Source organism: Vibrio natriegens NBRC 15636 = ATCC 14048 = DSM 759 (assembly GCF_035621455.1).
Taxonomy (GTDB): domain Bacteria; phylum Pseudomonadota; class Gammaproteobacteria; order Enterobacterales; family Vibrionaceae; genus Vibrio; species Vibrio natriegens.
On sequence record NZ_CP141823.1, the window covers coordinates 1,912,432 to 1,927,162 of the forward strand.

The 14,731-nt window shown below is 41.0% G+C and carries 9 protein-coding genes and 4 tRNA genes; 5 read left to right on the plus strand and 8 right to left on the minus strand.

Features of this window, described 5'->3' with window-relative positions; genetic code table 11:
• Positions 1-5: 5 nt before the first annotated feature.
• Positions 6-2,570: a nitrite reductase large subunit NirB gene (nirB, locus tag VER99_RS22920; protein ID WP_014234175.1), complete on the minus strand. Its 2,565-nt coding sequence runs from the start codon at positions 2,568-2,570 to the stop codon at positions 6-8.
• Between the two features lie 412 nt (positions 2,571-2,982).
• Between nirB and rnk the strand changes: the two genes are divergently transcribed.
• Both rnk and VER99_RS22930 read left to right on the plus strand, forming a co-directional pair.
• Positions 2,983-3,390: a nucleoside diphosphate kinase regulator gene (rnk, locus tag VER99_RS22925; RefSeq protein ID WP_014234174.1), complete on the plus strand. Its 408-nt coding sequence runs from the start codon at positions 2,983-2,985 to the stop codon at positions 3,388-3,390.
• A 197-nt stretch (positions 3,391-3,587) separates the two neighbouring features.
• Positions 3,588-4,559 carry a sensor domain-containing diguanylate cyclase gene (locus VER99_RS22930; RefSeq protein WP_020334834.1) on the plus strand — a complete coding sequence of 324 codons (972 nt, stop codon included), beginning with the start codon at positions 3,588-3,590 and terminating at the stop codon, positions 4,557-4,559.
• A 99-nt stretch (positions 4,560-4,658) separates the two neighbouring features.
• Here the strand turns inward: VER99_RS22930 and VER99_RS22935 are convergent.
• The 4 genes from VER99_RS22935 to VER99_RS22950 form a co-directional block, all read right to left on the minus strand.
• Positions 4,659-4,732: transfer RNA gene (locus VER99_RS22935), tRNA-Cys, on the minus strand.
• Between the two features lie 117 nt (positions 4,733-4,849).
• Positions 4,850-4,936, minus strand: a tRNA-Leu gene (locus VER99_RS22940).
• 330 nt (positions 4,937-5,266) lie between these two features.
• The gene (locus VER99_RS22945) at positions 5,267-7,738 is read right to left on the minus strand and encodes a hypothetical protein (RefSeq protein ID WP_020334833.1); all 2,472 of its coding nucleotides are present in this window, start codon (positions 7,736-7,738) and stop codon (positions 5,267-5,269) included.
• 982 nt (positions 7,739-8,720) lie between these two features.
• The gene (locus VER99_RS22950; RefSeq protein WP_024372925.1) at positions 8,721-9,515 is read right to left on the minus strand and encodes a thioredoxin domain-containing protein; all 795 of its coding nucleotides are present in this window, start codon (positions 9,513-9,515) and stop codon (positions 8,721-8,723) included.
• A gap of 1,122 nt (positions 9,516-10,637) precedes the next feature.
• On the opposite strand from VER99_RS22950, the gene VER99_RS22955 reads away from it, so the two are divergent.
• The 3 genes from VER99_RS22955 to VER99_RS22965 all read left to right on the plus strand — a co-directional run bounded on the left by VER99_RS22955 (position 10,638) and on the right by VER99_RS22965 (position 13,906).
• A complete protein-coding gene (locus tag VER99_RS22955; RefSeq protein WP_020334829.1) occupies positions 10,638-11,963 on the plus strand; it encodes a sensor domain-containing diguanylate cyclase in 1,326 nt (441 codons plus the stop codon).
• 119 nt (positions 11,964-12,082) lie between these two features.
• On the plus strand, positions 12,083-13,012 hold the full coding sequence (locus tag VER99_RS22960; RefSeq protein ID WP_020334828.1) for a CHAD domain-containing protein: 930 nt from the start codon (positions 12,083-12,085) through the stop codon (positions 13,010-13,012).
• Positions 13,013-13,117: 105 nt separating this feature from the next.
• Positions 13,118-13,906, plus strand: a complete 789-nt coding sequence (locus tag VER99_RS22965) for a lipase family protein (protein WP_020334827.1) — start codon at positions 13,118-13,120, stop codon at positions 13,904-13,906.
• Between the two features lie 48 nt (positions 13,907-13,954).
• Here the strand turns inward: VER99_RS22965 and VER99_RS22970 are convergent, their stop codons facing one another.
• The 3 genes from VER99_RS22970 to VER99_RS22980 form a co-directional block, all read right to left on the minus strand.
• Positions 13,955-14,209, minus strand: coding sequence for a hypothetical protein (locus tag VER99_RS22970; RefSeq protein WP_020334826.1), 255 nt, complete (start codon positions 14,207-14,209; stop codon positions 13,955-13,957).
• A 221-nt stretch (positions 14,210-14,430) separates the two neighbouring features.
• Positions 14,431-14,504: transfer RNA gene (locus tag VER99_RS22975), tRNA-Cys, on the minus strand.
• A 122-nt stretch (positions 14,505-14,626) separates the two neighbouring features.
• Positions 14,627-14,713: transfer RNA gene (locus VER99_RS22980), tRNA-Leu, on the minus strand.
• Positions 14,714-14,731 lie beyond the last annotated feature (18 nt).

Genomic DNA, 14,731 nt, shown 5'->3' on the forward strand with positions numbered 1-14,731 from the left:
TTCCCTTAAGCTTCAGTCATGGCTACGTGTAGGATGTCGCCTTTCGCTTCAGGGTGTTTCTCCGTGAAGGTCGCCGGGCGGTGCTGTTCGCGCTCAGGTACAAACACAACGTTTTCATCGCGTTTATCTGAGTTAATAAAGTGTGCAAAGCGAGTCAGTTGTGATTCGTCGTTGATGGTTGCTGTCCATTCACACTCGTACTCATCAACAAGCTTCGCAACGTCTGCTTCTAATTGATCATTAATGCCAAGTTTGTCGTTTACGATCACTTCGCGTAGGTAGTCGACACCACCTTCCATGTTTTCCATCCAAACTGAGGTACGCTGCAGTGGCGCAGCCGTACGGATGTAGAACATCATGAAACGGTCGATGTACTTAATTAGCGTTTCTTTATCCAGATCGCTTGCTAACAGATCTGCGTGACGAGGCTTCATACCGCCGTTACCACACACGTACATGTTCCAACCAGCATCTGTTGCGATGATCCCAAGATCTTTACCTTGCGCTTCAGCACACTCACGAGTACAGCCAGACACACCGAACTTCATCTTGTGTGGAGTACGAATGCCTTTGTAGCGGTTTTCGATGAATGAACCCAAACCAACCGAATCTTGAACACCGTAACGACACCAGGTAGAACCCACACACGTCTTAGCCATACGAAGGGCTTTAGCGTACGCTTGACCGGTTTCAAAACCAGCGTCGATCAACTTGCGCCAGATCTCTGGAAGATCGTCTTTTTGAGCACCAAACAAACCAATACGTTGAGCACCTGTCACTTTGGTGTATAAGTTGTACTCTTCTGCGACTGCTGCTAGCGAGCCCAAGGCTTGAGGCGTTACTTCACCGCCAGCCATACGCGGAATCACAGAGTAAGTACCGTCTTTTTGAATGTTACCCAGGAAGTTGTCGTTGGTATCGTGTAACTTAACCAGTTGTGGCTTAAGAATGTGCTCACCCCAGCAAGACGCTAAAATCGAACCAGCTAGTGGCTTACATACTTCACAGCCGTAGCCTTTACCGTACTTCTCTAGTAGCTCATCGAACGTTTTAATTTCTTCAATGCGAATAAGATGGAACAGCTCCTGGCGAGAGTACGCAAAGTGTTCACATACGTCGTTCTTCACTTCAATACCAGATTTCGCAAGCTCTGCGTTGAGTACTGAAGTCACAAGAGGAATACAACCACCACAACCAGTACCTGCACCAGTGACGGCTTTAATGTCGCCTAATGTATGGTGACCATCCGCTACCGCCTGTGCGATTTTGCCTTTTGTCACATCAAAACATGAACAGATCACCGCACTTTCAGGTAGGGCATCAGCACCTAATGCCGGTTTTTCAGCACCTGCGTGTGCAGGCAGGATAAGCGCATCCGGATGTTCTGGTAGGTCGATTTCGTTTAGCATGAGCTGCAGTAGATCGCCGTAGTCAGACGTATCACCAACTAGCACTGCACCAAGTAGCTTTTTGTTATCTGCAGAGACAATCAGGCGTTTGTAAACTTCTTGCTCTTCGTTTTGGTAAACGTAGCTCTTACAACCTTCAGTACGGCCATTCGCATCTCCGATTGAACCTACTTTCACGCCAAGCAGTTTCAGTTTTGCAGACATGTCTGCGCCCTGGAATTTACTTTCAGTGTTACCTAACAGGTGATCAACTGCGACGGTTGCCATTTTGTAACCTGGCGCAACAAGGCCATAGAACATGCCATTCCAAGAGGCACATTCACCGATTGCGTAGATGTCTTTGTCTGAGGTCTGACAGTGGTCATTGACTTCGATACCGCCGCGCGCGCCCACTTCCAATTCCATTTGACGAGCAAGTTTGTCTTGAGGGCGGATACCCGCAGAGAAAACAATGAAGTCAGTCTCTAACTCTGTGCCGTCAGCAAAACGCATCACATTGCGTGCGTTTTCCCCTTCCGGAGCAATCTCAAGCGTGTTCTTGCTAGTGTGAACGTTCACACCCATACGCTCGATCTTTTGACGCAGTTGATTACCACCTGCAAGGTCAAGCTGTTCTGCCATCAGTTTTGGGGCGAATTCAACAACATGCGTTTGCACACCTAATGCTTTTAGCGCACCAGCCGCTTCAAGACCTAGTAAACCACCACCGATGACCACACCAGATTTACTGTTCTTCGCACATGCTTCAATCGCTTTGAGATCTTCAATAGTACGGTAAACAAAGCAATCTTTACTTTCATGGCCTTTGATAGGTGGAACAAAAGGAAATGAGCCAGTCGCTAGAATCAACTTGTCGTATTGAACTTCACGGCCTGTATTTGAATACACAATACGGTTTTCACGGTTAACGTTGATGGCACGTTCGCCGATCAACATATTGATGCCATGTTTCTGGTAAAAACCTTCTTTTACCAATGAAAGTTCGTCGGCAGTGTGATGTGAAAAGTAAGAGGAAAGGTGCACACGATCGTAGGCAACTCGTGGTTCTTCGCAGAAAACGGTGATATCCAACTCGGAGACATCCGCTTTCTCGACTAAGTCTTCAATGTAACGATGCCCTACCATACCGTTACCGATGACTACTAGCTTCAACTTGCTCATTATAATTCCTAAGGGTTAGGTTTTTATCACTGATCCCATTGTCATTTGTGTAAGAAAATTAATACATGATGTAAATCAATTACAATTTCAAACTACCCTAAAGGGGTAGACGCCTGTATTTACGCTTATTATCAATCAAATACCGTAATTTAAGGACATAAAACTGATGATTGAAATACAGTAATAAGTACAATTTAATTCATTAATTTTCATCTCCCTTCACACTTATGAACCTTCTGATTTCTTTATAAAAATCAATCTTATCAATAAAAATCTTTTACTAGCTAATAAGCATTATAAGGACTAGAATCAGATTTCATTCATGTGGTTAATTCATGTGATACATACCCTATTCGACATATAAAAGCCGTCCCATATTTATGAGGCGGCCTTTTGTTTTTGGAGTCAGAAAATGTCAGAAAGCAACCCTATCTATATATCAAATATAGATATTAATAGAATCACAGCTATGCTGGACAAGATGCCAAGTGTCGCTGCTGAGTTAGTAAAACTGGAAGAAGAACTTGATAGAGCAATCGTTGTTGAGCCAGAAGAAATGCCAGACAACGTTGTACGGATGAATTCTACTGTTGAATTTAAGTTCTCTGGTGATGAGAAGGTGTTAACCAGAACACTTGTCTATCCGCAAGACCTAAAAAGCAGCGACGATATTTCAATTTTCGCTCCGGTTGGCAGCGCGTTAATCGGACTAGCTATTGGACAAAAGCTCGACTGGCCGATGCCAAATAAACAAACAAAAACCATTGAGATAGTCAATGTTACCTACCAACCTGAGCAAAGTGGTGCCCTAACTCGCTAGCCTCAGTTGTCCCGGTGCAAAGGAACACCATAACTTTGCACCAGGAGCGCTTATCTTTCCAGCCCACTTTTCTGTGCCAATTTGGCAGCATATTCTAAACTATTCGCTTATATTTCCGCTTAATTCAATGATACCGAATAGAAAATTTTCGATATGTTTCGTATATTGAATGCACCGAAAACCGTCATACCCGGAACATGGAAGAGTACTTAAAGCGAATAGAGCAATTGGAAAAAGAGAACGAAGATCTCCAACGTCAAAATGCTCGACTGGAAGAAAAGCTCAACGCCGCACTTGATAACAATGGCCTTTGTTTGTGGGAACAACATATCCCCTCCGGCACATTGACGATATTCAACATGCAGTGGGGTAAAATGTTGGGTTATCAGCCTCACGAACTTACTGCCACGGTCGAAACCTGGAAAAACAACCTGCATCCAGAGGATTACGATCTCGCTGTTGGTGCATTTGAAGATCACCTAGTTGGCAAGACTGATCTCTACCAAGTCGTTCACCGCATGATCCATAAAGACGGGACTGACAGTTGGGTTTCCGACAGAGGCCGGATTGTAGAGTACGCAGATGATGGCTCCCCACTTCGTATGATGGGTACCCACATCGACATTACTAATGAAAAACGCTACGAGCAGCAACTGGCAAAACTTGCTAATAGCGATCCGCTTACCGGGCTACTAAACCGAAGTGCCATGGAAAAATGCTTCAAAGAAAATGCGGACCTTTGCCAATCAATTAAACGCTCTCTCATCTTTTTCGATGTGGATAATTTTAAGACCGTCAACGACGAACTGGGTCACCACGCGGGTGATAGTGTATTGATTAGCATTGCAAACAGTCTCAAAGAGCTCACACCAACTGACGCACAAATTGCTCGAATCGGTGGTGACGAGTTCGTAATCCTATGTAAAGAGTCCTCTCGAAAAGAACTGAGTGAGTTGTGTGACCGGCTTTTAACCTGCGTGCCTTCCACCATGCAGTCCATCATAAATCTAGACTCAGAAAACGCACTGAACGTTGGATTAAGTATTGGCGTGTGTATTTTCCAGGCAAGTACGGGTAACTTCGAAGAGATATATCAAAAAGCCGATGCTGCCATGTACGAGATAAAGAAGAACGGCAAGAATGGCGTCGCGTTTATCGAACTCACTTAACTTACTGACAAGTTAAGATAGTCATTACTCGGTAATTACACACCTGCATAAATCAGCAGGCACAAAAAAACCAGTCATATAGACTGGTTCTAAGAATTTTGGAGGCGCCTCCCGGAGTCGAACCGAGGTCCACGGATTTGCAATCCGCTGCATAGCCACTCTGCCAAGGCGCCTTTCTAAATTTTTGTTCTCTAAATTGATTAGATGGTGCCCCGGGCCGTGCTTGATGGTCCGACACTCGGCCGGTCAGCTCGACGGTGGGATTTTCAATCCACTCATCTTTTGTTTGATGGTGCCCCGGGCCGGACTTGAACCGGCACAGCGCGAACGCCGAGGGATTTTAAATCCCTTGTGTCTACCAATTCCACCACCAGGGCAACGCAATCATGCGATGGCAACACCATCTTCTCTACGACCTTTGCCGTGAGAACGAGGCGTACTTTAACCTATTGAGATTAACCGTCAACAAAAAATTTATCTTTTTTATTCAAGTGATTAAAATGCGATCTTTGCAGTGTATTTTACGCACAGGTTGTTGATATAAACGACCATAAGCGTCCTTTTCTAAATTTATTCCTAATCACACAAATGGAAATTTATCAAAATCGCAACATAGTTCTTAGTTTTCACATTATGAATAAATAGAAAAATGAAAGACCACTGTAAAGTGGCCTTTCAAGCTCTTACAAAAACAATTCTTGTTAAAGCTAGTAGTCTAATACTTCAAAGGTTACTGAAGCATCAATGAATTTTTGAACATCATCATTGTCTTTCGCTTTAACTTTGAGCTCGGCTCCTAGTAGTTTACCAAGATCATTTGCCTCAAATGTACCAGTTAACCCAACTGTAAATGAACAGTCATAGTATTCAGTTGGACCTAACTCCGCTTCAACACTTGAACATGTATGGTTAAGAAGCGTGAAGTTAGGGTTATCGTTTGGATAAGATGCAGCTAGTATCGCAATGTTGTTTAACAAGATATCGGCAGTAGGAGTAAACCTAACGTACTCGGTATTGCCCGTATCAGCCGTTACCTTAACATCAGCTTTGACTTCTACACCAAGAGACAATGCGAAGTCAGGTGCAACTGGATCAAACTCAACTGTTGCATCGTCAGTATCGTAAGCCTGACCAGCTACTGTATCAGTATCACTTACACCTACCCAAGCAATGTTGTAAACGTCTTCACTTTCATCACCCGCGACTTTAAAAGTTGTGTAACAGTATTCTTTAGCTCCAGGGGCTAGACTTCTTCCAACTAACGTATTGCAATCATCATCAACCGGAGTTGTATTAGCGATGTTGTCATCATATACCTGAGTTGGAGTCACTACACTAAATGGACCTTGTGCAAAATCAACGAAAGCATCAATCACAATAGTCTCGGGACTGTTATTTTCAACTTCAAACAAGTAAGTAACGATTGGAGCACTGGTTGTATCAAGTAACTCAAATTCGTCTACCGAAACAGATGTATCATTGTATTGTGTAGGGTCATATGGATCCGGAGATGCAGCCGCACCTTCTCTTACATATTTTTTGAGAATGACAGTTGGATCAACATTTTCTACTGAAACGGATTCATCATCATCGACTTCGTTACCTTTCGTTCCCTCTTCATCCGTTGGTGTAGCTGTAACAGTATTTTTGTACATATCACCCGCATTTAAGGTTGGGTAAGCTGTAGCTAGATTAACGGAATACGGACATTGAGGAGAATCACCGACATTGAGTCCACTAATTGAACAACCAGTTAAATATCCACTAGTTTCGTTTCCACCATTTTGCAACATTGTATCGTCTAGATCGCTAGCTGCAATATGTATGGTATCCCAACCAGATGTACTACCAAAGGTAACGGTATAGTTAACTAGATCGAAATTTAAACCGCCACTTTCAGGAATGCTAGTTGTGTCCGCTTCCTTCAAAATAGTTAAGACCGGAGGTACATCTGTGATACTGACCATAACGTTATTGGATGGTCCTACCGCTGACGGTGTCGAATCAGCAAACTTCCATTCCAATGAGAAGTTATTGAGTTTATCTTCGCGAACTACACTATCGCCGGTATCGGTATCAGAAAGCTCTAAATTGTGCCATTTAAACACGACGGTACATACATATGTTGCACCTGGTGCTATGGTCTCACTGCCAGATACTAAACATTGACCATCAACATCCGTCGCGCTAACTAGATAAACACCATCCTCAACTAAAGTAGGAGAAGCATTCACGTCGGAAGGGATGTCAAATATCTGACCTCCGAAATTATCAGTAAGTTCTGTAATCACTAATGAAGTCGCGCTATTAGGGTTAGTAACTTTGAGGTCGAATGTAAAGGTATTATTGCCGTTATAAATTTCTTCCTCTGTACGACTTGCTGGTTCTACACCGACTTTGGTAAGCATTGGATCACTTGGTAGTACAATGATAGGAATGATAGCGACGTCACAGTTACATTTTGATGGAGAACCTGGCAACGGCAAATTGTTCGGATCTATTCCAGTATTATCGCTATTATTACATGTCGCTGCTGATGCATTTTGTTCCCAAGTAGCACAGTATTGCAGATCGACAAATGTATCACCATCCGTATCCGTACAAACGAATGTGATTTCTTCTTGAGTAAATACCGCATCTGTAGCCTTAGTTACATCCGCGCAGTAATCACCATTGGCATTAGGAGCTGTAGAATTACCACCGTCACTTAAGTCACCAACCCAAACTAAACACGCATCTCTGTTTGTTACATTCGGTGCTGGGCCATCTAAAGGAGTAGCCTCTGGATCCGTTGTGGTATAGAAAGACCAGTTATAGCGAGTTTGAGCTGTAGATTTTACTCGGAAATTCAATTTTTGAGTAACAATTTCACCAGCATAACAAGTCGTTGGCTCACCAACAGGCACAGTAATCTCAGCCAACTGTACGTCATTCGCAGTACAGGTTAGACTGTTTAAATCTGTGCTATCTCTAATACACTCATTCCGATTACTCGTTCCATCTGGAGGAAGCTTGTAACCCTCAGGGAAAATAGTTATTTTAGCAGGATCACTTGGTGGTTCTTTAGGTGCTGCTACAAGTGTCGATGTAAAGCCAATTAAAACTATAGTAAGTAACTGAATTACTGGCTTTATATTTAACCATTGTCTGACACGAGTTATGTTGCATTGCATATTCATAATTCGCTCCACTTAAATTTTATTCAATGTAAATGTGAGTATTGATATTCCTTTGATTTTTTTGAACTTTTCTCGATTGTTTATTGGTATGTAAAAGTGCATGGGTGTCCCTCCTCCACTCGATACAAATAACTTCATATAGTTCAAGTGATTTCATTCGTTAAAAATCTAGTTAATTCCGCTTTCATACTTTTACAGGTTTATGAGAGTAAAAATAAAAGCATTTACTTTCGACCAACATAAAGCAACAAGCATTCCATAATTAACTAACTGATAATCAAGGAATAAATTATTAAGAAGGTAATATAAGCGTCCAACTGTTACACAGATATGCAACAATCATTAAATTCATATTTATCATATTGTTAGAATTTATATATAATTTAAACTTTATCGACATAAAGTTTTATTTGTAATATTTTCCTTTTTTATCAGTTAATTACTATTTAAACATTATAGAGTTACACTCTGTAACAGGTGTTACAAACAAGTAACACAAAAGACAAATCTTCACTTTTAGTACAAGTTATGGTTTTATAAAATAGTAAAACCTCACTTCAGATTAACTTACTTTACACCTACATAACAAAGTTAATGAATGCCAATGTAAATAACTGTTATCAATCTAATATCGTTAGAATAGTTATATTAAAACAATCAACTTATAAAGAAGGTTAACGATATTTCATAAGATATCGTCAACTGTTTCTACTCCACACGATTTTCCTTGTATCAATGTCTTACATAACGGAGTATCATTTTTTAATTGTTTCAAATAATATAGAAAAATAAGTATGTAGATTGATGTTATCTACGAAATATTATTTACCTACTTTAACTTATGTAAAATTAGAAGAAGCATTTAACATAGGTAGATTTAAAGATAAATCCAAAATGAATGACAAACACCTACTTAATTAGTAGTTTATAACTACAAATAAAAAAGGCAGCCAATTCGGCTGCCTTTTTTATTCATCTATTTTTATTCTTCGGGTTTATTCTTTTCTTTCTCTAGCTCATTAAGTATCGCTTCAAAAGCGGGATAGCGCTGAGCGCCCACTACGATTTGAGGCTCGATAAGTTCACCATTTTCTACCCGACCAATAAGAAAGCTTGGAGTACCTCTCACACCGAGTGATTTACCCAGAGTTAAATCCCCTTCAACTTTATCTGCCACCGATTGATCTTTTAAACAGTCAGTAAACGCTTGCATGTCTAAAGATAAATCTGTTGCGGCTTTTTGATAGAACTCATCACCTAGCTGTTTTGCGTTGGTGTATAACATATCTCGCATTGGCCAGTAGGAATCTTGTTTAAAACTGCATGTCGCAGCAATGGCGGCTGGCATGGCTTGGGGATGAAAGTTGAGAGGAAAATCGCGCGCGACGTACTGCACTTTTCCTGTATCGATGAAGTTTTCCTTTATCTGTTTAAACGCATTATCGGTAAAACGCTTGCAATAAGGGCATTGGAAGTCTGAGAACTCAATGATCGCAATTTTTGCTTCTGTACTTCCCAAAACAGGAAGGTTGCCGTCCTCAGTAAAGTTAGGTTGATTAGGCAGTATCGGTGCTTCTTTTTTTGGCGGTTTGAATGCCAACTCTTTCATATCTTTTACTTCACTCTCAATCTTACCGACTGACTCGGAAAGTTGACTTATCTCCTGCTTAAGTGACTCTATTTCAGATTTCAACTGATCCGTATCTTCTGACTGACAGCCAGAAATTAATGGCAGTAAAACGAACGGAGCTGCCAATCTCACTATGTGCCTTAACATGCTATGCCCCCACTATAAAACAGTGTCGATATGACCTGCTCGTACCTTGCTCTGCAAAAATGAAAGTTGTTCCGTTCCCAGATGTTGAAGATAAGTTGTTTACACCTCGCTAGTGTTACATTTATCAGTAATGAATTTTAGATACGACTTTGTCGAGGAATCTCATTACTAGTAATAACCCTAGATGCATAAATAAATTTACAACTTATTATTAAACAGTCACTTCTTTCAATTTGTTAAAAAGTATTGTCAACGTGTAAACATAAGTCAATTTACGTAGTAAGGTTAATTGGCTTATAACGATAAATATGGCTTATAAATCAGAGTTATACCTCATTAGTACCATAAATAAGATTTGTACCTATTAATCTAGTCATTACATGTGCCACTTTAATAAAATCTAAAAGAATTAATAATCCGGATTACTAGTGGCAATCTCAATTAACAGTTGACTAACTGATAAACCAACATCATATTTCGAACATTTATTGTCTACTGCTTTGATTTAAATCAACTTCTTCTCCGAAGTAAAAAATAAAACCCACTTTTCAACTAACATTAATTATAGAGATTGGTAATTTTACGTTTAACACATGAATTATATCGAATTTTCTGTTTGGTCCGTCACTTTTTATTTATACATGAAATATAGGGAGGATCTATTATGACATTGCGTAATAAAGAACTTACCCTCTTAGTCATCGCGTGCTTAGTATTCTTAGTTTGCATTACACTTGGCCGTTAGATAGATTAGTAGCGCTGAAAGAGCACCTGTCGTGTGCTAACTTAACGTAATCATTTTTAAGCTTTTGTGCTCTTTCAGTTTTCTCCAGTTGCCATATAAACTACTAACGCCAAGAATAGTACTCAGGATACTCGCCCAAACACCTTTCAAGATAAAATCATAAGGCTTAAGACAATCCCCTTTCGCTTGTGACAATGGCCACAAACCTTCTATACGCATCATGAGATGTTATGAACAATACCCTCCCGATTAATATGGTAAATGAACATCATGCTGTGCTAATGTAGCAACTTATGATCGAACGCCTCCAGAACACTACTACTCCAATAGATATGACAAAACTGCAAACTCGGACATTCTTACCGGCTAGGTCATTGATGCGCACTATTACCTGGCTACTATTCGTGATGGTGGTTTCTGTGTTTGGTTGTCTTGTCTACTTCTTAAACTCGTTAGATAGCCTTGCAGCCGATGAATTGTCCCATAGAGTCCAGTTAGCTTTGCAACTTGAGAAGCGTAACGCCAGAGACTCTCTAGAGGAATATTCTTTTTGGGATGAGGCATACCAAAAAATAGAGGTTGAGCGTGACTTGGCTTGGGTCGCAAAAAATTCAGGCGATTATCTCATGGATAAGCATGACTTTGATTTCAGTGTTGCCATTACTCGCGGGGATCAAGAAGTCTACCTAATTAAAAGCGGCGATGCTAAAACCATCAACTATAACGATTTAAAACAGCCACTTCTTGAGATGATGGCTGTCTCCAAGCAGCTAAATACTGAGAAAAAGCTCACCAACGGCTTGTTCCGTATTGGCCAAGATGTGTATCACATCGTTGGCGGACCTTTTATCAGTGAACAGAATAAACAAGCGCGCGAAGGGACGTATCTAGCGTTAGGAAAACGTATTGATACCGATTACCTCAGTGAACTTGAAAACGACTATCAACTTTTCGGGCTCAATTTAAACAACAGCGCAGATGGGCTTGTCAGTTACAAGACGCTTTACTCCCCTTCCGGAGGCATCATTGGCTACCTTTCTTGGCAACCTCACGTTCCTAGTAAGGCGATCATCCCAACAATCACGCTCATAACGATTTTGTTTGCCTTCCTTATTACCGCAGTGACGATGTATATCTTGAAGAAAGAGCAAGTCAGTCGAGAAGAGTATGAAGGCCAGTTGTTCGAGGAAGCAACGACTGACTCTTTAACCAAAGTGAAAAATAGACGCTATTTTATGATGATGGGTGTCAATGAGTTTAATACCTGCAATCTATTAGAAGAAAAGCGGCTTTCCGTTTTGGTTTTGGATATCGACTACTTTAAAAGTATCAATGACAAGTTTGGGCATAGTGTTGGCGATAAAGCGTTGACGCATTTTACTCAAGTGTGTCGAACTGGATTAAGAAAGGCCGATATCTTGGGTCGAATAGGTGGCGAAGAATTTGCCATTATTTTACCTCTAACAGATGCTAAAAAAGCAAAAGAAATTGCGAACAGAATTCGCGTGCTCATTGAGAAGAGCCCCTGCGTTTCTCATGGTAAGTTGATCAATTTAACCGTTAGTATTGGCATCGCAGCCTTTAATCAGCAAGACACCTTTGAAGCTATGCTTGAGGAAGCTGACAAAGCGTTGTACAACGCGAAACATCAGGGTAGAAACCAAGTCATTATTTATCATGACTATACGCAAGAGCTAGGGTAAAGCACGAGCATAGTAAGTAGGCAAGCTTTTCACATGGTCTGCCTCCCCCATCTCGAAGAATTTTGCATTTAGGTATACCATTAACTATCTAAAGCGTCTGCGTTTGGGAGTTTCTGACTATGTCTAAAAAGCCACCGTCTCGTTTGCCGTTATATTCTGATTCTGATCTTAACTTTATCCTTCCTAATTTTCTTATCAGCGAATTTTTCTATGCGAGATCCTTAGAAAAAGACGTCATCCTTGGCCAAGACCCAGAGTTTAACCATCAATACCGCGTCACTTTAAGACGAATGCGTTCGCTAAGTCTTTTGTTAAAAGAACTCTTACCGCAATTTGAACGAAAGCTACTCAAGCCAAGCTTAAAACTAGTAATGAAAAAAACCAACTTGTTACGTGATCTAGATGTATTCATTATGGATAAAGCACGCTATGTCACCATGCTCCCAGAGCATAAGGCGTCATTAGAGCGTATGTTTACCATCATAGAAGACCACCAATTTGAAGAGCAGCAGCGCGTGGCAGATTGGTTAACAAGTAGAAGATACCTTAGTACGTCAATTTTGATTGAAAATAGCCTACGCCGTGCTTTACGCAGCGAAGATCAATCCGAATACATTGATCCGCTAAGTTTTGCAAACAATAAGATCGTGACCCAGTTTCGCCGAGTGAGTAAGTCGATCACCAAAATTTCTCACACAAGTGAGGATAGCGATATTCACGCATTGAGAATCAAATGCAAATCGCTTCGCTGCCTCCTTGAATGCTTTTCTGCGCTCTATTCGAAAGATCAGCATAAAGATAACGTTAAACAACTTAAGTTACTGCAAGATAAACTCGGAAACTTTAACGATACCTCCACACAAATCGCTTTTTTCTCTCGCCTGAGAACGACTTCAGCCAAACAAAAAGAAGACAGAAAAGCACTGAAAGCGCTGATCAAAGAAATAAAAAACCAACACAAACAAACTCGCCAGACCATCGTGAGTGATGTAAAACTGTTTCATCAATTCCTTCAGGAATCATCCGCTTTGGATTTGTACCGAGTTTGAACAAGCATCGTTCAATAGCGCTCGTTTCTCTGTAACATGGCTTTTCACGTATTCTTCATAAACTCACTCTAAAGTATTGAGCTGGGCAAGAATAAGAACGATAACGTGAAACCACTAAAACGATACCAATACGAACGTTACGCCGTGTTATGTAATCTGGCTTATCCTCGCGTTTTTAAACAAACTCGTTACGGATTTGATCCTAACGGTCAGAGAGTCATTAAAAACGAGCACGGAAAAATCATGATTCGTGTCCTCTGGAGTAAAAAGAGCGAAGAGGTCGTTGTGGTAATCAAAGGTTCTCATAGCCTTTCTGATTGGTTACTAAACTTCGCAATGTGGACCAAAAGTTGTCGTCAATTAGGTCTGAAATATCGTATCCACGCGGGCTTCTACCACCTGTTATTCCAAGAAAGTATGCCAAGCAGAAATGAAGACAGGCTAGGTTTGAGTGTAATTGAGCGGTTAGAAGACACCGTTGTCCCTCTGATTTTGCAAGGCAAACGCATTACTATTACTGGGCATTCTTCTGGTGGTGCAATCGGCAGTGTTTTTGCTGATTATATCGAGAGCAAATATCCCAAAAGTATCAAACGCGTCGTGACATTTGGCCAACCTGCTATTGGTGACTGGACATTCAAGAAACGATATCAGTTGGGACACAAAACCTATCGAATCTGTTGTGATATCGATATTGTCACTTTCATGCCACCTGTTCCCTTTCTGTACTGGCACGTTGGCAAAATGCTTTGGTTATATAACGGCAGAATTTACGAAAATACGCCGACCATGATTCGATTAGGGCGCTCATTGATAAGTTGGCTATTACGCCCCTTCTCTTATCATTTGATGAGCAAGTATATTCGTAACAAGGACTTCTTTGACGAAAGGTGAAAGGCCTGAAAAAAGCCGAACTCATTCGGCTTATCGGTAGTATCTAAATTACAAAGATGCGATTTCTTTATCCAATTGATATTTACTGTCAGTGACGATTTTTTCTAATACTTCAACGCGCTGTTTTAATTCCACAACTTGCTTTTTGAGATTGTCCTGGTCTTCTTGGCTCATGGCATTACGCTCAGAGACCTCTAGCGCTCTTAATTCCTTTTTATGGTTCAAGACAAGTTTGACTATCCCGCCGCCAAACAAAGAACCGAACACAATAGCAACCACTAATACATCAGCAACAGATTCCATTCTTTTATTCCTCTAAATTTTGCTTAGATAAAGGTTACTCATTAACCCAATAAATATCAAACAACCCATTGATTAAACTTATAGTTTTGAAGAAAACTGCGTGTGTAATAGTAAAATTACTCAGATTGTTTATCGCGTCATGCTAAGAAGAGTAAGAATAGAAAAGTTTTTGGAGAATTAAAAACGACGAAAGCCAGTCCTGAGACTGGCTTTCTAAATAATGGAGGCGCCTCCCGGAGTCGAACCGAGGTCCACGGATTTGCAATCCGCTGCATAGCCACTCTGCCAAGGCGCCTTTAATATATTTTGTTTCTCTGTAAGAAGAGATTAGATGGTGCCCCGGGCCGTGCTTGATGGTCCGACACTCGGCCGGTCAGCTCGACGGCGGAACTTTAAATCCACTCATCTTTTGTTTGATGGTGCCCCGGGCCGGACTTGAACCGGCACAGCGCGAACGCCGAGGGATTTTAAATCCCTTGTGTCTACCAATTCCACCACCAGGGCAACGCAATCATGCGATGG